This is a genomic window from Pseudarthrobacter sp. AG30 (genome assembly GCF_003116525.1).
Lineage (GTDB): Bacteria > Actinomycetota > Actinomycetes > Actinomycetales > Micrococcaceae > Arthrobacter.
The window spans coordinates 232,104-254,319 of record NZ_QEHL01000003.1 but is presented as its reverse complement, the minus strand read 5'-3'; the positions used below and the strand labels follow the sequence as shown (position 1 = coordinate 254,319).

Here is a 22,216-nt window from a genome sequence, read left to right as displayed (position 1 = left end):
GCGTCTGCCGGCGTTACCTGCCCTGGACCGACATGGCGATCACCGTCACGGCATGTTCGACGGCGTAAACCGGATCCCGTGACAGGCCCTTAACTTGGGCATCAGCCTCTGCCGTGGCCTGGATGGAGCGCACCAGGCCCTCGGGGGTCCAGCGGCGGACGTCCCGCTGGGCCTGTTCAACCAGCCAGGGCTGCATTCCGAGTTCCGCCGCAATCTGGGCGGACGATCCTGATGCGCCGGCCACCCGCGCCACAGTCCGCAGCTTTGCGGCGAGGGCGGCAACCAGGGGTACCGGATCCGCGCCAGTGGCGAGGGCGTGGCGGAGGGTGGACAGCGCCAGCGGCGCGTTTCCCGCCATGGCGGCGTCCGCCACCTTGAAGGCCGTGGCTTCGATGCGCCCTCCGTAGTACCGGTCCACAGTCTCGGACGTGACGGTAGTGGTGGCGTCAGCGATCAGCTGGCTGCAGGCGGCAGCGAGTTCGGACAGGTCTGCACCCACGGCGTTCACCAGGGCCTGGACGGCGTCCTGGTTGATTCGGCGTCCCGCTGCCTTGAATTCCGAGGTGACGAAAGAGATTTTGTCAGCGTCCTTCTTCAAGGGCTGGCAGTCAACGACTGGCCAGCCGCCCTTCTTGACGGCGTCGAGCAGCTTTTTTCCGCGGGCGCCGCCGGCGTGTCGAAGCACGACGACGGCATCCGGCTCGGGGTGCTGCACGTAAGCCAGCGCGTCGGCCAGGAAGGCTTCGTTCATGGCTTCCACAGATTCGACTTCAATGAGTTTGCTCTCGCCGAACAGCGAGGGGCTGACCTGCATGGTCAGGGCCCCCGGCTCATAACCGGCGGCGTTAATGCGGCTGAGTTCCACGTCCGGCGCCGCCGCCCGGACTTGCGCCCGGACCCTGTCCATGGCCCGGATGCCAAGGTATTCCTCCGGCCCGGTGACCAGCACGATCTGCGCCGGGGTCACGTCCCGCCAGGAGGCAGCGTTCGACGCTGGAGAGCGGGTTTCACGCTTTTGCGCAGCGGCCATCGAAGGTCCCTTCCGGAGGTTTTGGTGCAGTATCCCAGCCTGCCATGTCCGCGCCCGGGCTCCAAGCTGCCCGCAGCGCGGACCCGATGCATCCGGATCTCGAGCAGTTCGATCAACGCTTCAGTCCCCGTGTGCGCCTCCTGGATCCGACGGATGAGGTGCCGTGGCCGGGCAGCCGCCCACACCACGGCGAAGGTAAGGGCCGACAGCAGCAGCATGGAAAGCAGGCCGGGTACCCCTTCCGGCCATGGCAAAGCGGACCCGGGCAGCTGCGCCGCGAACCTCGCGGTGGCGGCCACCCCTGAACTGAAGGCCCCCGCCACGGCAATCAGGACCGTGGCGGCGCAAGGAATGAGGGCCACCAGGGGCACTGCGGCGGTCCCCAGCAGGGTCACAGGCGCAACCAGGGGCGCGGCCACTACGTTGGCCGGCAGGGCATATGTGGCGAACTGTGGCTGCAACAGGACGATGACGGGCCCGCACAGCAGCTGGGCGGACAGCGGGACGGCTACCGAAGCAGCCAGCCACCTCGGCACCACCACGGGAATCCAGTCGATGATCGGCCGGCCCAGGAGGATGATGCCCAGCGTAGCCAGCACTGATAGAAGAAAGCCGAAACTGCTGCCAAGTGCTGGATCTGACAGCAGGAGACCGATGACGGCCAGGCAGAGGAAGCTCAGCCCACGTCCCGAGCGTCCCCCGGCGAGGCTTGCAACCCCGATGGCTCCCATCAGGGCCGCACGCAGGACGCTGGCATCCGGACCCACAAGGACCACGAACAGCGCCAACCCGGCAAGGGCCACTCCCGCAGCGGGCGCACGGGGCAACCGGAACCGCCGGCACAACACCAGCAAAGCCCCCAGCACCAGGCTGCAGTTTGCCCCGCTCACCGCGGTCAGGTGTGTCATGCCCACCGCTTTCATGGCGTTCCCCAATCCCTGGTCCAGGGCGCTGGTGTCTCCGGTGACCATTCCCGGCAGGAGACCGCGGGCGTCCGGCTCCAGGAAGGACGCGGCCGATACGAACCGGTCCCGAAACTCACGTGCAGCCTCCTGCAGGACTGGACCGGCCGTTGTCCGTGCGGGCGCAGTGGAGGCCGCGAGGCTTCCCGCTTCCGTGCGTCCCGGTTCGGCCGGCCGCAACGTGCCGGCCGCACGCACCGTTTGTCCCGGGACCAACGAGCCCCAGTCCTGTCCGCCCATGACAACCAGCGGGGCATGCGTGCGAATTCGCGCCCCGCCGGTCGAGACTTCCTGGGTCACCACCGGCACCGACCACCGTTCCGCCGCTCCCCCCGGTCCCGTCACCGCCCGTGGACTTCCGGCTACCTCCACGATGGCCACGACCGACCTGCCTGCTGCGATCGCCTCTGCCAGGGGTCCGTCGAAGCGCTGTGCTGAGCCCGCCGCCGACTGCGCGGCAGCGGCAGCGGCAAGCATCAGGGAGACCCCGACAGCAGCCATGAAACTCCTGGCCCGGGCCTTCCGGCCTGGTGTGGCCCGCGGCCCTTGGACGGGTTCACGTGTTCCCCGGCGGCTGCCTCTGGCGGCGCCGGAAATGAACGCTGCCGCAACGGCCGCCAAGACGGCGCACAGCAAGCCCAGGGACGGAGGCGGCAACCAGATCCCGGCCACGGCGCCTCCCCACACCAGTGCTGCCGGAAGGGCGAGACGGAGATCGGTGCGGCGCCGGGGCGCAGTAACAGGAGAATCCGCGGCTGCCGGGGCGTCCGGCGCTTCCGCCGCGTGCTTGCGCACAAAGCCGGCGCACCATATCAGGCAGCCCTGGAGGAGCCGGCGTGGACGTGAACCAAGCGGAACCGTTCGTGAGTGTCCCGCGGTTCTTGACGGTACCGGACCCTGCCCGTTCCCTGGCCGCCCGGGTGCTTCTCCCCGGACCGCTGACTCCACGAATTTGCTCCATGAGTTCTGCTGCGGGCCCCGGGCATAGCGGTCCTGCTCAGGCAATCCCGGCCCGGTGTCACCACCACGCGGCGCCATTTCAGACCGTCACCAGGGGCAGCAGGGACTCAAGCATCTTGGGCCCGACGCCATCCACCGCGTCCAGTTCCTCAACACTCTTGAAGGGGCCATGGTCTTTTCGCCAGTCGACGATCCGCTGCGCGAGCACGGGGCCGACCTTGGGAAGGGTGTCCAGTTCCGCCACACTTGCGGTGTTGAGGTTGATCTTCCCGCCGGGCTGGCCTGATCCGGCAACCGGACCGGCGGTGTCCGGGCCACCTGCGCTTCCTGTCCCTTGGGCGGACGGAAGCGGCTCCCCCACCTTCGGGACCTGGATCTTCTGTCCATCTTCCAGGACAAGTGCGAGATTGAGCCGGTCCACGTCAGCATCGGCTGCAGGACCGCCCGCTGCAACAATGGCGTCGTCAACGCGGCTGCCCTGCCGCAAACGGATGACCCCGGGGCTGCCCACGGCCCCGGTCACATGCACCACCACCTGGCCGCCGCCGGACACGGGCTCCCCCTGGGCCTGGCCGGAATCCGCTGGCGAGTCCGGGCGGCCCTCCGCTGCACCGGCAACCGGGTCCTTGGAGGACGCGTGGCTGCCGCCGGAAATGCCTGTGCCGCCCAGTGGCAGGATTTCGGGGGCGCCGGCTCCCGCCTGCCACCAGAACCAGGCTCCGGCAGCCAACGCCAGCGCGGTGAGCAGCGCGGCAACGCGCAGTCCCATCCGCCACCGGAGGCCCAGGCCCGCATCTTTCCTGCCATCCGCGGCGGGCCCCGTGCCGTCCTCGTCCGGTTGTCCCGGGCCATGGTACTCAAAGCCACCCGGGCCCGGACCGTCCAGCAGGAGGCCCGGGCGTCCCCCGCCCAGCGTGGACTGGAGCCGGTCCCTCGCATGCCGCGCCTGCTGACCTGCTGCTCCAGCATCCCGGCGTGACATAGCTCCACCCTAGGGATCCCTGCCACCGGTCGACAGGCAGCGAGGCTCCTATGTGGAAAGGCTGGCGCCGCCGGTTCCCCTGCCGACGATGACGGCAAGCACTCCGAGCCCGGCGTGGGCCGCAAGGACAGCGGGCAGGGCGCTGATCTGGGCAGGAGGGCAGTCGGGCAAAGCCGCTGCCAGCCTGGCGGCCAGGCCGTCCGCTTCCGCCTGGTTTCCAAAGTGGTGTACGGCCAGGCGCACGGTTTCTCCCGGGCGGGGCACCGCTTCTGCCGCAACGATCTCTTCCAGCCGGGCCACGGCTCGCGCCGCGGAACGCACCCGTTCCAGCGGAACGATCCTGCCGCCGTCGACCGCCAGGATGGGTTTGATGGCGAGCATGGTGCCCACCAGCGACGCTGCGGCGCCGATCCGGCCGCCGCGGCGCAACTGTTCCAGGCTGGGAACGTAGAAGTAGACCCTGGTCCGGGTTGCCTGGGCGTGGGCGGCCGCGGCGACGTCGGCGCAGCCTGCACCGGCTGCCGCGGCTGCGACTGCAGCTTGGACGGCCATTCCCTGGGCCATGCCGACAGTTTCCGTGTCCACCACCTCGACCGGGATTCCAACCCGTGCCGCAGCGAGCCTTGCGGCGTCCGCCGTACCGGAGAGTTCACCGGAGATGTGGACTGACACCACCGCCTCGAAGCCGCGCTGTTGGGCTGCGCGGTACGCCTGCTCGAACTGCCCGGGTGAAGGACGGGACGTTTTGACGGCGGTTCCCGAAGCGAGGGCCACGGCGATGGTTTCCAGGATGTCGTCTTCGCCTTCGCCATAGATCTCCGCGCCCACCATGACGGGCATCGGCACCACGGTGAGGATTCCGTCGTGCGGAAGCCCCGCCAGATAGCTGGCCGGCAGGGCGGCTGCAGAGTCTGTGACGACAGCGGTGCGGACCGCGGCGCCGGGGCCCTGCCGCGTGGTCCCGGGACGGGCAGAGGGCCTGAGCGCCGAGAGCCGGGACCGTACCCATGGCCAGGCGGCGGCGTTACTGTCAGGCAAGGGGCCTCCTGGATACGGTGTCCGGCTCAGGCGGCACCGACCGCCGGAAAATATCCGACGGCCGGTGGATACTGCGGGTGCAGCGGTCAGGCCGGAACGATGTTGACCAGCTTAGGCGCACGGACAATCACAGTCCGGATGCCGCGGCCGTCGAGGGCACGCTGGACATTTTCGGAGGCCAGGGCCAGCTCACGCAACTGGTCCTCGGAAACGTCCGGAGACACCTCCAGGCGGTCGCGCACCTTGCCCTGCACCTGGACAACGGCGGTGACCGTGTCCTGGACCAGGAGGGCGGGATCGTGTGCCGGCCAGCCCGCATTGGCCACCGATGCCGGGTGGCCCAGCAGGTTCCACATGTCCTCGGCCGTGTACGGGGCGAACAGGCTGAGGATCACGGCTACAGCCTCTGCGGCCTCCCGGACGGCCGGGTCCGCGGCGCCGGCCCCGGAATCGATGGTCTTGCGGGTGGCGTTGACCAGTTCCATCAGCTTGGCCACCACCACGTTGAACTTGTTGGCATCCAGCAGTTCGGCGGCGTCGGCAATGGTGCGGTGCGTTACCGAACGCAGGGCACGGTCACCGGCTGCGGCGTCCACCCCGGGGTCGCTGGCAACATCCTGTGCGAGGCGCCAGGCGCGGGCCAGGAACTTGGCCGAACCCGACGGCGACACGTCGGCCCAGTCCACATCGTCCTCGGGCGGGGAGGCGAACACCATGGTCAGGCGGACGGCGTCCACACCGTACTTGTCCAGCTGTTCACCGAGGTCCACACCGTTGCCCAAGGACTTGCTCATGGCCTTGCCGCCGTTGAGCACCTGCCCCTGGTTGAGGAGGGCACTGAACGGTTCGTCGGCGTCGATCATGCCCAGATCGTGGATGACCTTGGTGAAGAACCGGGCATACAACAGGTGCAGGATGGCGTGCTCCACGCCGCCGACGTACTGGCCAACAGGCATCCAGTCGTTGATCTTCTGCGGGTCGAAGGGGCCCTCGGTGAACTGGGGCGAGACGAAGCGCAGGAAGTACCAGGACGAGTCCACGAAAGTGTCCATGGTGTCCGTGTCGCGCTTTGCCGGGCCGTGGCAGGAGGGGCACTCGACATTGACCCACGCTTCGGCAGCCGCCAGCGGGGACGTGCCCTTCGGCGACAGGTCCTCGCCACGGAGGTCGGACGGCAGCGTCACCGGCAGCTGCTCGTCCGGAACGGGCACTTCCCCGCAGGACGGGCAGTGGATGATGGGGATCGGGGTGCCCCAGAACCGCTGGCGGCTCAGCAGCCAGTCGCGGAGCCGGAAGTTGACGAACTTCTCGCCAGTGCCCTGCTCTTCGAGGATCTTGATTGCGGCCGGGATGGCCTCGGCCTTGGGCAGCCCGTCCAGGGCCCCGGAATTGATCAGGGTGCCCTCGCCGGCAGTCGCCGTGCCGGACACGGCCGGATCCTCCTCGCCGGTGTCCAGGACCGCCCGGACAGGCAGGTCAAAGGTCTTGGCGAAGTCCAGGTCGCGCTGGTCGTGGGCGGGCACGGCCATGATCGCGCCGGTGCCGTAGTCGGCCAGGACGTAGTCGGCGGCCCAGACCGGGAGTTTCTCCCCGTTCAGCGGGTTGATGGCGTACCGGCCGGTGAAGACACCGGTTTTCTCCCGTTCCGTTGACTGCCGTTCTATTTCCGAGAGGGCCTTGACCTTCTCCCGGTAGTCCTCCAGGGCGGCGGCGTGTTCGTCGGTGACGAGTTCGACGGCGAGCGGCGCGTCAGCGGCCACCACGAAGAACGTTGCCCCGTACAGCGTGTCCGGACGGGTGGTGAAGACCGTGACGTCCTTGGCGGGCTTGCCGCCGTCGGCCTCGATCACGAAGGTGACGTGGGCGCCCTCGGACCGGCCGATCCAGTTCTTCTGCATGGCCAGCACGCGCTCGGGCCAGTGCCCGCGGAGCTCGTCCATGTCGTCCAGCAGCCGGTCGGCGTAGTCGGTGATCTTGAAGTACCACTGGTTGAGGGACTTCTTGGTGACAGTGGTGCCGCAGCGCTCGCAGGCACCGTTGACCACCTGTTCGTTGGCCAGCACGGTCTGGTCCTTGGGGCACCAGTTGACCGGCGAGTCCTTGCGGTAGGCCAGGCCGCGCTCGTAGAAGCGCTTGAACAGCCACTGCGTCCAGCGGTAATACTCGGGGTCGGACGTATGCAGCCGGCGCGACCAGTCGGCGGAGATCGCGTACCGCTTGAATGAGGCTGCCTGGGTGTCGATGTTGGCGTACGTCCACTCACTGGGGTGGGCGTTGCGCTTGATGGCTGCGTTCTCCGCGGGCAGGCCGAACGAGTCCCACCCGATCGGGTGCAGGACGTCGTAGCCCTTTTGGCGGAGGTAGCGGGCCACCACATCGCCCATGGCGAACGCTTCGGCGTGACCCATGTGCAGGTCGCCCGAGGGGTACGGGAACATGTCAAGCACGTAGCGGCGTTCCCGGGACCCGTCGTCCACCGGGGTGAAGACCTTGAGGTCCTCCCACACCTGAGGCCATTTGGCCTCCATGGCGGTGAAACTGTAGGTGCCCTCTTCGGGCCCTGCCGATACTGTTGCTGTTCCGGTCTCTGTCTCCGGCTGAACGCCCACTGCTGGCCTCTTCTATTCTTTTCGATCTTGTCCGATCAGGACGGGTCGCGCCTGATCCTTCGGTCCCCTGCTCCGGGCCCGCACTTCGTCCCGGACACACAAAAGCCCCTCACACGGAGGGGCTGCCGCTCGACAATCCGGGAGTCTGGCCGGGATGCCGGGCGGCTAGCTAAGAAGGAGGATCGCACGCATACCACCACTTTAGCGCACGGCTTGCCAGCGTTATGTAAGTCGCCACGAGCGGCTGAATCGGCCGGCCCGGAAATGCCGAACTGTTGAGGGGGCCCGGGAGCGGCTTCGGGCGTCCGCGAAGCGGGCGGGGCCCCCTCAACAGTGAAGGCATCGGCTCGTCGGCCTACTTCACGTCCTCGTCAACCCAGTCCATGGACTTGGTCACGGCCTTCTTCCAGAGGCGCAGCTGGCGCTCCTGCTCCGCCTTGTCCATTTGCGGCTCCCACCGCTTGTCCTCGGACCAGTTCGCGGACAGTTCGCCCAGGTCCTTCCAGAAGCCCACGGCGAGGCCGGCCGCGTAGGCGGCGCCCAACGCCGTGGTTTCCACGACCTTGGGCCGGATCACCGGAACACCCAGGATGTCGGCCTGGAACTGCATGAGGGCATCGTTGGCGACCATGCCGCCGTCGACCTTCAGCTCGCTCAGCGGCACGCCGGAGTCCGCGTTGACGGCGTCGAGCACTTCGCGGGTCTGGAACGCGGTGGCTTCCAGGGCAGCCCGGGCGATGTGGTTCTTGTTGACGAAGCGGGTCAGGCCGACGATCGCGCCACGTGCATCCGAGCGCCAGTAGGGAGCGAAGAGACCGGAAAACGCGGGGACGATGTACACGCCGCCGTTGTCCTTTACGGCCGCGGCCAGGGTCTCCACCTCCGGCGCGCTGCTGATCATGCCCAGGTTGTCCCGCAGCCACTGGATGAGGGAACCCGTGACGGCGATGGATCCTTCGAGGGCGTAGTGCGGCTTGGCGTCGCCGAGCTTATAGCCAACGGTGGTGAGAAGCCCGTTCTTGGAGTGGACGATCTCCTCGCCGGTGTTGAAGATCAGGAAGCAGCCGGTGCCGTAGGTGTTCTTGGCTTCGCCGGTGTCGAAGGCTGCCTGCCCGAAGGTTGCCGCCTGCTGGTCGCCCAGGATCCCTGCTACCGGTGTCTCGCGGAGCAGCTGGGATCCGTGGACCTCGCCGTAGACCTCGGAGGAGGACTTGATTTCCGGCATCATGCTGCGCGGCACGCCGAAGATGCCAAGGATTTCGTCATCCCACTGGAGAGTGTCAAGGTCCATGAACAGCGTGCGGGACGCGTTGGTGACATCGGTGACGTGAACGCCGCCGTCCACGCCGCCTGTCAGGTTCCACAGGACCCAGGCGTCGGTGTTGCCGAACACCAGGTCCCCGGCCTCTGCCTTTTCGCGGGCGCCGTCGACGTTGTCCAGGATCCATTTGATCTTGGTCCCGGAGAAGTAGGTTGCCAGCGGGAGCCCCACTTTTTGCTTGAACCGGTCTCCGCCGCCGTCCTTGGACAGTTCATCGACGATGTCCTGGGTCCGGGTGTCCTGCCACACGATGGCGTTGTAGACCGGCTTGCCGGTGGTCTTGTCCCACACCACGGCGGTTTCGCGCTGGTTGGTGATGCCGACGGCGGCAATATCGTGCCGTGTCAGGTTCGCCTTGGAAAGCGCGGAGCCGATGACCTCACGGGTGTTGTTCCAGATTTCCGTGGCGTCGTGCTCCACCCAGCCGGCTTGCGGGAAGATCTGTTCGTGTTCCATCTGGCCGGAGGAGACAATGGCGCCGCTGTGGTCGAAGATGATGGCGCGGGTGCTGGTGGTGCCCTGATCGATAGCGATTACGTACTGGTTCATGATGACGTCCTTGTCCGGTTTGTTGATCTGTCGTATGGGTTCAGGATGCTGCTGTGACGATGATGGGGACAACGCGGGCCACGAGGCCACCGAGTGCGCCGCCGATCAAGGGTCCGACGACGGGCACCCAGGAGTAGGCCCAGTCGCTGGAGCCCTTGCCCTTGATGGGAAGCAATGCGTGGGCGATGCGGGGTCCAAGGTCCCTCGCGGGGTTGATGGCGTAGCCCGTCGGGCCGCCGAGGGAAACACCGATGCCTACCACGAGCAGGGCAACGGCGAGCGGGCCGAGCCCGGAGGGGGTTCCGCCGAGGGTCAGGATGACCAGCACCAGCACGAAGGTGCCAATGACCTCGGTAATGACGTTCCAGGGCGTGGACCGGATGGCCGGCCCGGTGGAAAACACGCCGAGCTTGCCGGCGGGCTCAGGTTCGTCGTCGAAGTGCTGCTTGTATGCCAGCCAGCAGACCACGGCGCCGAGGAACGCGCCCAGCATTTCGCCGCCAAAGTAGGTCAGGGTGGAGGCGAAATCCACGGTGACTCCCGGGGCGTACTCGGCTTTGCCGTTAAGCAACAGGCCGAGCGTGACGGCGGGATTCAGGTGCGCGCCCGACTTGGCGGCAACGAAGACACCCGCGAAGACGGCTATTCCCCACCCCCATGTGACCATGAGGAACCCGCCGTTGTTGCCTTTTGTTCCCCGCAAAGCCACGTTGGCAACGACGCCGCAACCCAAGAGGGTCAGCATGCCGGTACCAAAGACTTCGGAGAGGAAAACTATTCCTAGAGACATCTTTGACTCCTTCTGTTTTTAGTTGTCGGCCCTCCGCGGGTGGAGGGCCGTTGGGCCGGGGTAACTCGCTCCCCCGGCCCCGCCCGGCCTCAGGAGACCAGGCTGTGCGTTTCCACCCGGTGGAAACGCTGCAGCACGTCCTGGGCGTGCTTGATCTCTGCGGTGCGCGTCGCAGCGTCCCAATTGAGCGGTCCGGAGAGCACCTCGGCGAGCTCGTTGAGCAGCTCGCCGGTGACGAGTCCCCGGAAGGCCAGGGAGGTGCGCCGGATCAGGACATCCACCAGATGGCCCACTTGTTCGTGTGCCGCCATGTATTCCAGTTCCCGGACGCTGAGCTCACGGGTGGAACGCAGCGCCTGGTCAGGGGCGGCGTCGAGGTACCCGATCACTTCTTCGGCCCGCGTTCCGTAGCGGGTCAGCAGGCCCGCCGTGCGGTCCGCGTCCCGGCCGGCCGACATGTGCGCCTTGATCCACTGCTGGACGCCGTTATCGTCAGCGGGGAATCCGGCACCGCCGCCGATGGGCAGCTGCGCGGTTGAAACCTTGCGCTGCATGCCGAGTTCGGCGAGGACGTCGTTGGCGAGGTGCTCTGCGAGGGCGCGGAACGTTGTCCACTTGCCGCCTACCAGGCTCAGGACGACGGCGGAGCCCGCGTCCTGTCCGGAGGTGCGGCGTTCGATGCGGTAGTCGCGGGAGACGAAGCCGGGCTGGGTGGCGTCATGGCGTGGCAGGGGGCGGACCCCGGAGAACGTATACACGATGTGTTCAGGAGTCACGTCGACGGACGGGAAAACGTGCCCGATCAGGTCGAAGAAGTACGCAATCTCGTCGTCGGTGCAGACGGCGTCCTCGGACATGTCGGCGTCGACGTCGGTGGTACCCACCAGGACCCGGTCACCCATCGGGTAGATCAGGACGATCCGGCCGTCAGTGTGCTCAAAGAAGATTTCGCGGCCCCGGCACGCGGCAAGGAGGCCCGGGTGGTCAAGCACGATGTGCGAGCCCTTGGTGCCGCCCATGAAGGATGACGCGGCACCCATGGCTCCGTTGGTGAGGTCCACCCACGCGCCGGTGGTGTTCACGATGACGTCCGCCGTGAAATCGAACTCCTCGCCGGTGAGTTCGTCACGGAGCCGGACGGTGCTGCCCCGCCCGGTCCCCGGGTTGGGTGCCGGAGACATGGACTGCAGGGACAGGTAGTTGCTGGCACGCGCCGTGTTGCCCTGTGCGTTGTGGGCCTGCTCCGTCCCCGCGGGGCGGCCGGCCTTCACGCCGTCCTGCAGGACGTCGAGGGTGAGCCGCTCCGGGTTGTGCACGGAGGCATCAAAGTAGGTGGCAGTGTATTTGACGTCCGGACGGAGGGCAGGCAACTCCTTGAGGGCGGCCTTGTGCGTGCGGAACTGGTGCCGCGGCACGGTGCCGCCGTCGCGGGAGAACGAATCGTAGAGGCTCAGCCCGACTTTGATAAGGAACGCGCCGCGCTCCTTCGGCTTGCCCTGCTGCTTGTGGGTCAGGAAGCGCATAGGCGCGGACAGGATGCCCGAGAACGTGCTGAAGATGGGAATGGTGGTCTGCAGCGGCTTGACGTAATGCGGCGCGATCTTCAGCAGCCGGTTGCGTTCCACCACGGATTCGCGCACCAGGCGGAACTCGCCGTTTTCGAGGTAGCGGATCCCGCCGTGGATCATGTGCGACGATGCGCCGCTGGCGCCCTGGCAGTAATCTCCGCGCTCCACGAGCGCGACGTCGACGCCCTGCAAAGCCAGGTCGCGGAACGTACCTACCCCGTTAATGCCGCCGCCCACCACGAGTACTTTGGCGTGCGGCCTGCGCCGGAGGCTGTGTACCGATGAGCGTTCGGCTCCGGACCGGGGCGCGCCGGCAGACAGATGGACAGTTGGTTCCTTGGGTCCCAAAACAAACTCCCTTGGGGCTTTGAGTGATGCGGCTGCCACCGTGGCGTGCCGCCGTTCTGCTCTATTCTTTGGAGATATGGAAAATGGAGTCAAGCACTATGCACAAACGTGCAGATGGGAAATGAGATGACTCTCTCCAGGGACGCAGATGCCCTCCGAGCTGCACAAATGTACTATCTGCAGGACCTCACCATGGATGCGATCGCACGCGAACTGCGTACCTCCCGGTCCACCGTTTCACGCCTCCTGTCCGCCGCCAGGGAATCGGGGCTGGTGCAGATCCAGATCCGCAATCCGCTCGATACCGGCCCGGAGTTGGAAGGCATGATCCGGCGCCGGTACAACCTTGACGTGCACGTTGTTCCCGTCCTGGGGACGCTCAACGAAGCCGAAACCCTGGACCGCGTGGCCATGCAGGCCGCACGCACCATCGGTCCCCTGGTGGACTCCAATGCCATCATCGGCGTTGCCTGGGGATCCACCCTCAGCGCGGTCAGCCGGCACCTCACCCGGAAGATCACCCACGACAGCGTTATCGTCCAGCTCAACGGCGCAGGAAACATGCACACCACGGGCATTACCTACGCCAGTGACATCATGCGAAGGTTTGGCAGCGCCTACGGCGCACGGGTGGAGCAGTTTCCCGTCCCGGCATTCTTCGACCACGCCGCCACCAAGACGGCCATGTGGAATGAACGCAGCGTGCAGCGCGTCCTGGAACTCCAGGCCAAGATGAGCATTGCCATCTTCGGTGTCGGTTCGGTGCACGCCGACTACCCCAGCCACGTCTACGCGGGCGGATACCTCGACGAGGAGGACCTGAACGCGCTGGCCAACTCGGACGTGGTGGGGGACGTAGCCACCGTGTTCTTCCGGGCCGACGGTTCCTCCAACGGGATCGTCCTGAACGAACGCTCCACCGGGCCGGCACTTGCCCAGTTGCGCCAGGTGCGCCGGAGGATCTGCGTGGTCTCAGGTGTCTCCAAGATCAACGGCCTCCGCGGGGCCTTGGCCGCGAGGCTGGCCACGGACCTGATCCTGGACGAAGCCACCGCCCGCCGGCTGGTCGATTACGAGGGCCTGACAAGCTGAAGTGGGTAGAGTCGTTTCCATGAGAACCTCACCCCGGCTCAGCCTGAACAACGGCGTGCTGATCGACCAGCTTGGCTTTGGGCTGTATAAGGTGCCGGCGGCGGACGCAGAAGGCCTGGTGGCCACGGCGCTCGCGGCAGGCTACCGCCACTTCGACACCGCGGCCATGTACGGAAACGAGACCGGCGTCGCGCGCGGCATCAGTTCCCAGCTTGGCGACGGAACCGGAAGCGGCGGGTCCGGGGAGCTGTCCCCTTCCCTGACCCGGGAGGACGTTTTCATCACCACCAAGGTCTGGAACGACCATCACGGCTACGACTCCACGCTGCGTGCCTTCGACGACTCCATGGTCAACCTGGGCCTGGACTACGTGGACATGTACCTGATCCATTGGCCATGCCCGCGGCGCGGGCTGTTCCCGGAAACGTACCGCGCACTGGAGACCCTCTACCGCGAAGGCCGTGTCCGCGCCATCGGCGTCAGCAACTTCCAGCCCGCCCACCTTGACCGGCTCCTGCAAAGCGCCGAAGTGGTTCCTGCCGTGAACCAGATCGAACTGCACCCCTGGCTGCAGCAGGAAGAACTGCGCAGCAAGCACGCTGACCTGGGTATCCGGACCGAAGCATGGAGCCCGCTGGGCCGCGGCCAGGTGCTTGCGGATCCGGTCATCGAAGCCTGCGCCGCCGAGCACGGCAGGACCCCGGCGCAGGTAATCCTGCGCTGGCACATGCAGCTGGGCAACATTGCCATCCCCAAGGCAAGTTCGGAGGCCCGCATCCGGGAGAACCTGGACGTCTTCGGGTTCGAGCTTTCCGAACGGGACCTGGCCGCGATTACTGCGTTGGACCGCGGGCAGCGCACCGGTTCGCATCCGGACAACGTCAACTAGGCGCGGGCATGGATACCGTGAACCCGGGGACCTCCCCTGCGCCGGCATACGTGAGTGCCGCACTGGCAGCGCGGACTTCGGCCGGCACCGTAACCCTCGACGGCGGCAGCGTGGCGTTCTGGACCTACGAGCCGCTGGAGGAAACACCGGAAACCCGCACCATCCTGGTGATCCACGGTTTCCGGGGCGACCATCACGGGCTCCTGCGCGTCGCGGACCAATTGCCGGACATGCGCATCATCATGCCCGACCTGCCGGGCTTTGGCAGGTCCGACGCCTTCGGGCGGGACGAGCATTCGGTGGAACGCTACGGACAGTTCGTCAGCGACTTCATGGCGGCCCGCGGGCTGGGACCGGACACCGTCCTGCTGGGCCACTCTTTCGGTTCGATCGTGGCAGCGCACTTTGTGGCCGGCCACCCCGGCGCAGTCCGTCCCCTGATCCTCATCAACCCCATTGCTGCCCCGGCGCTGGAGGGGCCCAAAGGCGTGATGACGCGGCTGGCAGTCCTGTACTACCGGCTGGCGGCAAGGCTCCCCCGCAAACCGGGGCTGGCCCTGTTGCGCAACCGGCTGATTGTGCGCGTCATGAGCGAGACCATGGCCAAGACACGCGACAAGGAACTGCGGGCATTCATCCACGGCCAGCACCACGCGTACTTCAGTTCCTTCGCCGACCGCGACAGCCTGCTGGAGTCCTTCACGGCGTCGGTCAGCAACCACGTGGCCCAGGTGGCCGGCCGGCTGGAGCTCCCCGTGCTGCTGGTGGCCGGCGAAAGGGACGAAATAGCCACGCTTCCCAGCCAGCAGCGCCTCCTGGCACTGCTGCCGGACGGGGAGCTGAAGGTGATTCCCGGCGTCGGACACCTGATCCACTACGAAACGCCGGAGCCCGCCGCCCGCCACATCCGCAGCTTCCTGAAGGATCATCCCGCGTGAAGATAGTTATCGACGCCCGCTTTACCCGCACCGACCACCATGACGGCATCAGCCGCTACGGGGCCAGCCTGATCGCCGCCACGGCGAAAATCGCAGACGTCTCCATGCTGGTCTCCGACGTCCGCCAGCTCGCCCTCCTGCCGGATGTTCCGTACACGCTGATCAACAGTCCGCTCTCACCGCTGGAGCTGTTCGTGGCCCGCAAGGTCAACGGCCTCGGCGCCGATGTGGTGGTGTGCCCCATGCAGACCATGGGCACCTGGGGCAGGAAGTACGGCCTGATCCTGACGCTGCACGACCTCATCTACTACGAGCACCCCGCTCCCCCGGGATTCCTGCCGGCCCCGGTCAGGCTGCTCTGGCGCCTCTACCACAAGGCGTTCTGGCCCCAGCGGCTGCTGCTGAACCGGGCCGACACGGTGGCCACCATCAGCCGGACCACGGAGGCGCTCATCGCCAAGTACCGCCTGACCCGCCGGCCGGTGCGCATCATCGCCAACGCCCCCCAGCCGGCCCAGGTCCACCGCACCCCGGGTGACGGCGCGGACAAGACGCTCATCTACATGGGCTCGTTCATGCCCTACAAGAACGTGGAAACCATGGTGGCCGGCATGTCCGGGCTGCCCGGCTACACCCTGCACCTGCTGAGCCGGATCAGTCCACAACGGCGCGCGGAACTCGAAGGCCTGGTGCCGCCGGGCGCCGCCGTGGTGTTCCACAACGGCGTCACCGACGAGGAGTATGACGGGCTGCTGCGGCGGGCCACCGCACTGGTAAGCCTGTCCAGGGCCGAGGGCTACGGGCTCCCCCTGGTGGAAGCCATGGCTGTGGGGACGCCGGTGATCGCCAGCGACATCCCGATCTTCCGCGAGGTGGGCGCGGACGCAGCCCTGTACGTGGACCCGGGCTCCCCCGAACAGTTCGCGCACGCGGTGGCGCAGTTGCAGGATGACGGGCATTGGCAGGACATGTCCCGGCGTTCCGTGGCGCGGGCCGCCGAATTCAGCTGGGACGAATCGGCGAGGCAACTGGTGGATGCGGCACACGAAGTGGTGGCGAACAGGCGGCGCTGAGCGCGTCTCCAGTCCGGTGACGCAGGCGCGGCAACAAGCACCGTGCTGCCAACCCGTTACAGGACGTCCACGCCGTCCAGGCGCAACTGTACCGGCTCCACGGTCCGCTTGGCGGCCGCGGCCGCCCGGGTGGCCCGCAGGACACGGACGACGGCGGCCGCCTGGCCATACGGGAAGAACAGCAGGGTCCGGACGTCCTCGGCCGAGCGCCTCCCGGACGGCGGAGCGGTCAGCACCAGCGGCGCCGGGCCTGCGGTGCGCACCGTTATTCCGGCGCTGCCGAGCCCGGCCTCCACGGCGGCCGTGAAGTGTTCGACGGCGGGTCGCGGCCCGGTGACAGATGCGATCCGGACCGCCGGGGGCAACTGGAGTTCCATCCTCAGGGCCAGCTCCCGCTGGGCATAGCCGGCAGGATCCCAACGGAGCAGGGCGCCTGTGGCAGCGGTGTCCGTGGCCGTCACCACCACCAGTCCGCCGTCCGGGGCAGGGCGCACCAGTGCCGCGGCGTTCAGCCACCGCCTGACCGTGTCCTCGCCGGCGCGGAGGGTTTCCCGCCGCAGCAGGGAGTCGCCGTCCAGGAGCAGGGCCGCTGCATAGCCGCCGGCCGCGACCGGCTCCGCCCCCACCGTGGCCACCACCAGGGCCTTTGCCTCCCCCACCCTGGCCTTTACCTGGTCACCGGAGGAGGTAACGACGGTTTTGCCGGGAAAAGCCCTCCCCAGCTCCTCCGCAGTACGCAGGACCCCGGTGGCCCCTTTCCGGAGCCGCCGGCCGCCGCAGTGGGTGCAGCTCCAGTCCGGTGCCGGCGTCGAACACCAGCGGCACTGAGGAAGCGCCGACGTGCCTGCCAGCGCCAACGGCCCCTGGCAGGTTCCGCAGCGTGCCGGCTCGCGGCACGTTTCGCAGACCAGTGACGGCGCGTAGCCGGACCTGGCCACCTGCACCAGGACAGGTCCGCGCTCCAGGCCTTCCTTGGCGGCCTGCCAGGCCGCGTGCGGAAGCCGGGCGACCGTTGCGAGCGGGTCGCGGGCCTGCTCGAAGGTATCGGCGGTGCTGACGACCCGCGGAACGGTGGCCCGCAGGGTGTTACGCGGGGTGCTCACGGGGATGGCCCACCCGGACTCCACCAGCCGCTGGACCTCCGTGCTGCGCGAGTGCCCGGCCAGGAGGCAGGCGGCGCCTTCCTGTTCCGCCCGCAGGAGCAGGACTTCCCGGGCGTGCGGGTAGGGTGCGCGTTGCTCGATGTGGAGGTCGTCCCCGTCGTCCCAGCAGGCGACCAGGCCGAGGTCCGGTACCGGTGCGAAGGCGGCAGACCGGGTGCCGATGGCCACTTTGGCGGTGCCGGCCAGCAGGCGAAGGTAGTTGCGGTACCGGGGCGTGGGGCCGTCGTCTGCGGTGAGCCGTGCCACGGCGTCATCCGGCAGCACGTCCTTGAGTGCTGCCTCGAGGCGGTCAAGGTCGCGGTAGTCCGGCACCACCAGCAGGGCGCCGCGGCCCGAGGTGTAGGCGGCGGCAGCGGCTTCGGCGAGGAGGTGCGGCCACCCGGCGGGTCCGTAGCCTTGGAGCGGGTTGACCACCGCGCGCGGCGCTCCACCGGCGGCCAGGTGCCGAAGGAAGGCCGCACCGGTGCGGTAGTCCGCCCAGGCTGAGGGGCCGGCGGCGGCGGGAGTGGTTCCGACTTCCGCTTCCGCGTAGGCGCCCGGGTATTCCTTCTCCAGCCTGGCGACGCGGGGTGGAACGGCGAGGCGGAGGACATCGCTGACGGTACCGGCGTACCGGGCGGCGACTGCGGTGGCCAGGTCCCGGACGGCGGGCGTGAGGACCGGAACCGGTGAAACGACCTTGGCCAGGGGCACCAGGGCATGTCCGGCGTCGGACTCCGCCACCCGTTCGAGGAGGAAGCCGTTGAGGTCCTGGCCGTTGAACTTGACCTTGACCCGCACCCCGGGCCGGGCCTCCCGGTCAAGGGAGGCCGGGACGGCGTAGTCGAAAGGCCGGTCCAGGTGCGGGAGGGAGGACTCCACGAGAACCCGCGCCACCGGCAGCTGTGCTGCCATGGCTCCGGCGGACGGAGTCCGAACCGGAAATCCCTGCAGCAACGATGGCTGGACGGAACTGTCAGCAACCATGGCGGTTACCTCCGTTCAGCTACCGGGTTGGACAAGGACAGCCAAGCACCGGGCACTGACATTGGTCTTCCGGACGCCTCACGGGGACTGTCAGGCGTTGAAGAATGCCTTCAGGTCATCCACCCGGTCCAGGCGTTCCCAGGTGAAGTCAGGATCGTCGCGGCCGAAGTGCCCGTGCGCGGCGGTCTTTGCGTAGATGGGCCGCTTCAGGTCAAGGGCGTCAATGATGGCGCGCGGGCGGAGGTCGAAGATCTCGGCGATGGCGGCGCTGATCCTGGCCGGGTCCACGGTCTCGGTGCCGAACGTCTCCACGTACGTTCCCACGGGCCGGGCCTGGCCGATAGCGTACGCGATCTGGATCTCGGCGCGCTTGGCCAGTCCTGCGGCCACCACGTTCTTGGCAACCCAGCGCATGGCGTAGGCAGCAGAGCGGTCCACCTTGGACGGGTCCTTGCCGGAGAAGGCGCCACCGCCGTGGCGGGCCATGCCGCCGTAGGTGTCCACGATGATTTTGCGGCCGGTGAGTCCGGCGTCCCCAACCGGTCCGCCGATAACGAACTCACCGGCCGGGTTGAGGATGTTGGCGGTGCGCGAGAGGTCCAGGTTGGCGCCGGCAAGAACGGGTTCGATCACGATGGCGGCGAGGTCCGCGCGGAGCTGCTCGAGGCTTGCGCCGTCGGCGTGCTGGCTGGAGATCACTACTGTCTCCACGGAGACGGGGACGTCTTTGTCGTAGCCAACGGTCACCTGGGTCTTGCCGTCCGGGCGGAGGTAGGCCAGCTGGCCCGTCTTGCGGACCTCGGTGAGTCGTTCGGACAGCCGGTGGGCGAGCCAGATCGGCGTCGGCATGTAGGAAGGGGTCTCGTCGCTGGCGTAGCCGAACATCAGGCCCTGGTCCCCTGCGCCCTGGAGGTCGTAATCGTCCTCCTGGCGGCCCTCGCGCGCCTCGAGTGAGTTGAACACACCGCCGGCAATGTCGTTGGACTGCTGTCCGATGGAGACGGAGACGCCGCACCGGGCGCCGTCGAAGCCGTTGGCCGAGGAATCGTAGCCGATTCCCAGGATGGTCTCACGGACGATCTGCGGGATCTCGACGTAGGCGTCGGTGGTGACTTCGCCTGCCACGTGCACCAGGCCCGTGGTGGCCATGGTTTCCACGGCCACGCGCGACTCGGGGTCGGCTGCCAGCAGCGCGTCCAGGATGGCGTCGCTGATCTGGTCGCAGATCTTGTCCGGATGGCCCTCGGTGACCGACTCGGACGTGAAGAGCCGGAGCGCGGCGGGCGTGGCCCCGTGGGCCTGGGGAAGGTGCAGCGGTAAAGTCACTCAACTACCTTACTGGTTGGTGTTGGTTGCCAGGCGGGAGATGTCCCCGTGCTAAGCAAACGTGGCCTGAAACACTTCAGGCGCGGGGCGAAACGTGGTTCAGTTCAAAGCTGATGCGCCTGATGATGGCTTCCGAGACCTCGGTTTTGGTCCCGGACGCCTCCTGTGGTTCGGAGCCGGCCCGGGAGAGGATGACCACCGCGTTGGAGTCCTGGCCAAAGACCTTGTCGATCCCCACGTGGTTGACCACCAGCAGGTCGCAGCCCTTGCGCTGCAGTTTGGCTTGGGCGTAGGCCAGGACGTCGCCCTGGCTGTCTCCGGTTTCGGCGGCGAAGCCGACCACGAGCTGGCCGCTTCCGGCACGGGATGCGTTGCGCTGCTCCACGAGTTCCTGCAGGATGTCCGGGTTGCGGACCAGGGTGATGACGGGGTCGGCGGTGTCGTCCCGCTTCTTGATTTTGGTGTCCGAGACTTCTGCGGGCCGGAAATCGGCCACGGCAGCGGACATGATGATCACGTCGGAATCGGCTGCTGCAGCCAGTGCGGCCTCACGGAGCTCCAGGGCCGTCTCCACACGTTGCACCTCAACCCCTGCCGGCGCCGGGACCTCCATGTGGGCTGCCAGCAAGCGCACGGTGGCCCCGGCATTCCGCGCGGCAACGGCCAGCGCCACGCCCTGCTTGCCGGAGGACCGGTTGCCGAGGAACCTGACCGGGTCCAGGGGTTCCCGGGTTCCGCCGGCGCTGATGGTGACGGTGCGTCCTGCCAGCGGAAGCTGGTAATCGGACCGGCCCTGCACCAGCGCCATGGCGGCGTCGAAGATGGCCTGGGGTTCCGGGAGCCTGCCCGGTCCCGAGTCTGCCCCTGTCAGCCTGCCGGAGGCGGGTTCAAGGACTGCAGCACCACGCCCGCGGAGAGTTTCCACGTTGGCGCGCGTGGCGGCATGTTGCCACATCTCCGTGTGCATGGCCGGGGCAAAGAGCACCGGGCCGTGGGCCATAAGCAGCGTGTTGGTCAGGAGGTCGCCGGCCTGGCCGGTGGCTGCCTTGGCCAGGAGGTCGGCCGTGGCGGGTGCGACGACCACGAGGTCGGCCTCGTGGCCCAGCCGTACGTGGTTGACCAGGTGCACGTCATCAAAAACGCTGTTGCTGACCGGGTTGCCGGACAAAGCCTCCCAGGTGGCGGTACCGACGAACCGGGTGGACGCCTCGGTGGGGATCACCGTGACGTCATGGCCGGCTTCAGTAAAAAGCCGGAGGAGCGATGCCACCTTGTAGGCGGCAATCCCTCCCCCGACTCCGAGGACTATGCGCACGTGACCTCCGTCAACAGCAAGTCAGTTCGGCTGCAGGATTACTCTGCGGCTTCGATCGGCGTGGAAACCAGCTTGCCTTCGTTGATCTCGCGCAGGGCGATCGAGAGCGACTTCTCGTTCAGCTTGGTATCGACCAGGGGGCCGACATATTCGAACAGGCCCTCGTGCAGCTGGGCGTAGTAGGCGTTGATCTGACGAGCACGCTTGGCACCGAAGATCACCAGGCCGTACTTGGAATCCGCTACCTTCAGCAGATCGTCGATCGGCGGGTTGATGATGCCTTCAAGGTTCGTAGACACGAATTCCTCCAAATTCCTAGCGGGCTGACGGTTCCGGCAGATGTGGATGCGGGGTCAGCCCCATGAGTGAAACAAGCTCGTCCGCTGCCCGGCGGACGTCATCATTGATGACGGTGTGGTCGAACTCCGGTTCAGCAGCAAGTTCCAGTTTAGCGGTTTCCAGCCGGCGCTGCTGTTCCTCGGGGGTTTCGGTCCCCCGGCCCACCAGCCGCCGCACCATCTCGTCCCACGTCGGCGGCGCCAGGAAGACGAACTGCGCGTCCGGAACTGCCGCCTTGACCTGCCGGGCGCCCTGCAGGTCGATCTCCAGCAGGACTGAGCGGCCCTCGGCGATAGCCCGGTTCACGGTGCTCTTCAACGTGCCGTAGGTGTTCTGGCCGTGGACCACGGCCCATTCCAGCAGTTCACCGTCGGCGATGAGCTGCTCGAATTCTTCCTTGGACTTGAAGAAGTAGTGGACGCCATCCTCTTCCCCGGGCCGGGGGGCGCGGGTGGTGGCCGAGACGGAAAGCCAGACTTCGGGGTAGTTGTCCCGGATGTAGGTGGACACGGTGCCTTTGCCAACAGCCGTCGGACCTGCGAGGACTGTCAGTCCGGGTTTCTTGCTCACGTATTCCTTTTGCTGGAGGTGGGGAAGCGCAGGCGGCCGGCCTGCGCTAATGCTCGTCAATAAAATCTACCAGCGCCCGCCGCTGGTGGACGCCCAGCCCGCGGACCCGGCGGGAGGCCGCAATGCCCAACTGCTGCATGATGGCCGCGGCCCGCACCTTCCCGATGCCGGGAAGGGCTTCAAGGAGTTCGGACACCTTCATCCGGGCCAGGGCGTCGTCCTCAAGGGCTGAGCCAATGATGTCCGCCGCGGACCTGTCCCCGTTTCGAAGGCTTTCCTTGGCCGCTGCCCGGGTGGCCCTTGCCGCCGCCGCCTTGCCCAAGGCCTCGGCCCGTTCAGTCGCAGATAAAGGTCGCAGGACCATCACGGACACCCCCGGAGTCGGCGG

General features: G+C 67.4%; 18 protein-coding genes. 4 read left to right on the top strand and 14 right to left on the bottom strand.

Going from position 1 to position 22,216, the window contains the following annotated elements; translation table 11 throughout:
- Window positions 1-13 precede the first annotated feature (13 nt).
- The 8 genes from holA to DC347_RS04345 all read right to left on the bottom strand — a co-directional run bounded on the left by holA (window position 14) and on the right by DC347_RS04345 (window position 12,157).
- Entirely contained in the window at window positions 14-1,030 is a 1,017-nt protein-coding gene (gene holA, locus DC347_RS04380) for a DNA polymerase III subunit delta (RefSeq protein ID WP_109044559.1), read from the bottom strand.
- A complete protein-coding gene (locus tag DC347_RS22095; RefSeq protein ID WP_109044558.1) occupies window positions 964-2,493 on the bottom strand; it encodes a ComEC/Rec2 family competence protein in 1,530 nt (509 codons plus the stop codon). Before DC347_RS22095 ends, holA begins: the two co-directional genes overlap by 67 nt.
- 538 nt (window positions 2,494-3,031) lie before the next feature.
- Window positions 3,032-3,934, bottom strand: a complete 903-nt coding sequence (locus DC347_RS04370; protein ID WP_240617691.1) for a helix-hairpin-helix domain-containing protein — start codon at window positions 3,932-3,934, stop codon at window positions 3,032-3,034.
- A gap of 48 nt (window positions 3,935-3,982) precedes the next feature.
- Window positions 3,983-4,972 (bottom strand): DegV family protein, encoded by a 990-nt coding sequence (locus tag DC347_RS04365; protein WP_018761404.1) that lies wholly within the window; start codon window positions 4,970-4,972, stop codon window positions 3,983-3,985.
- An 86-nt stretch (window positions 4,973-5,058) separates the two neighbouring features.
- Complete coding sequence (leuS, locus tag DC347_RS04360) at window positions 5,059-7,581, bottom strand: leucine--tRNA ligase (RefSeq protein ID WP_018761405.1); 2,523 nt, start codon at window positions 7,579-7,581, stop codon at window positions 5,059-5,061.
- Window positions 7,582-7,936: 355 nt separating this feature from the next.
- Entirely contained in the window at window positions 7,937-9,451 is a 1,515-nt protein-coding gene (gene glpK, locus DC347_RS04355; protein ID WP_109044557.1) for a glycerol kinase GlpK, read from the bottom strand.
- Between the two features lie 40 nt (window positions 9,452-9,491).
- Entirely contained in the window at window positions 9,492-10,241 is a 750-nt protein-coding gene (locus DC347_RS04350) for an MIP/aquaporin family protein (protein WP_026264481.1), read from the bottom strand.
- A gap of 89 nt (window positions 10,242-10,330) precedes the next feature.
- Window positions 10,331-12,157, bottom strand: a complete 1,827-nt coding sequence (locus DC347_RS04345; RefSeq protein WP_206073881.1) for a glycerol-3-phosphate dehydrogenase/oxidase — start codon at window positions 12,155-12,157, stop codon at window positions 10,331-10,333.
- Window positions 12,158-12,283: 126 nt separating this feature from the next.
- On the opposite strand from DC347_RS04345, the gene DC347_RS04340 reads away from it, so the two are divergent.
- From DC347_RS04340 to DC347_RS04325, 4 genes are read left to right on the top strand one after another with little or no spacing between them, the layout of a single operon-like run.
- Window positions 12,284-13,249: a sugar-binding transcriptional regulator gene (locus DC347_RS04340; RefSeq protein WP_026264485.1), complete on the top strand. Its 966-nt coding sequence runs from the start codon at window positions 12,284-12,286 to the stop codon at window positions 13,247-13,249.
- A 19-nt stretch (window positions 13,250-13,268) separates the two neighbouring features.
- Complete coding sequence (locus DC347_RS04335) at window positions 13,269-14,138, top strand: aldo/keto reductase (protein ID WP_109044556.1); 870 nt, start codon at window positions 13,269-13,271, stop codon at window positions 14,136-14,138.
- 8 nt (window positions 14,139-14,146) lie between these two features.
- The gene (locus DC347_RS04330) at window positions 14,147-15,076 is read left to right on the top strand and encodes an alpha/beta fold hydrolase (protein ID WP_109044555.1); all 930 of its coding nucleotides are present in this window, start codon (window positions 14,147-14,149) and stop codon (window positions 15,074-15,076) included.
- Window positions 15,073-16,149 (top strand): glycosyltransferase family 1 protein, encoded by a 1,077-nt coding sequence (locus DC347_RS04325; protein ID WP_109044554.1) that lies wholly within the window; start codon window positions 15,073-15,075, stop codon window positions 16,147-16,149. Before DC347_RS04330 ends, DC347_RS04325 begins: the two co-directional genes overlap by 4 nt.
- A 56-nt stretch (window positions 16,150-16,205) precedes the next feature.
- On the opposite strand, the gene DC347_RS04320 is transcribed toward DC347_RS04325, so the two are convergent.
- The 6 genes from DC347_RS04320 to mihF all read right to left on the bottom strand — a co-directional run bounded on the left by DC347_RS04320 (window position 16,206) and on the right by mihF (window position 22,192).
- Window positions 16,206-18,278: a primosomal protein N' gene (locus DC347_RS04320; RefSeq protein ID WP_109044553.1), complete on the bottom strand. Its 2,073-nt coding sequence runs from the start codon at window positions 18,276-18,278 to the stop codon at window positions 16,206-16,208.
- 90 nt (window positions 18,279-18,368) lie between these two features.
- Window positions 18,369-19,604: a methionine adenosyltransferase gene (gene metK, locus DC347_RS04315; protein WP_018761414.1), complete on the bottom strand. Its 1,236-nt coding sequence runs from the start codon at window positions 19,602-19,604 to the stop codon at window positions 18,369-18,371.
- A gap of 76 nt (window positions 19,605-19,680) precedes the next feature.
- Window positions 19,681-20,919 (bottom strand): bifunctional phosphopantothenoylcysteine decarboxylase/phosphopantothenate--cysteine ligase CoaBC, encoded by a 1,239-nt coding sequence (coaBC, locus tag DC347_RS04310; RefSeq protein ID WP_109044552.1) that lies wholly within the window; start codon window positions 20,917-20,919, stop codon window positions 19,681-19,683.
- A gap of 38 nt (window positions 20,920-20,957) precedes the next feature.
- On the bottom strand, window positions 20,958-21,218 hold the full coding sequence (gene rpoZ, locus DC347_RS04305) for a DNA-directed RNA polymerase subunit omega (protein ID WP_026264487.1): 261 nt from the start codon (window positions 21,216-21,218) through the stop codon (window positions 20,958-20,960).
- A 16-nt stretch (window positions 21,219-21,234) separates the two neighbouring features.
- Window positions 21,235-21,828: a guanylate kinase gene (gene gmk / locus DC347_RS04300; RefSeq protein ID WP_018761417.1), complete on the bottom strand. Its 594-nt coding sequence runs from the start codon at window positions 21,826-21,828 to the stop codon at window positions 21,235-21,237.
- Window positions 21,829-21,874: 46 nt separating this feature from the next.
- On the bottom strand, window positions 21,875-22,192 hold the full coding sequence (gene mihF / locus DC347_RS04295; RefSeq protein ID WP_026264488.1) for an integration host factor, actinobacterial type: 318 nt from the start codon (window positions 22,190-22,192) through the stop codon (window positions 21,875-21,877).
- Between the last annotated feature and the right edge of the window lie 24 nt (window positions 22,193-22,216).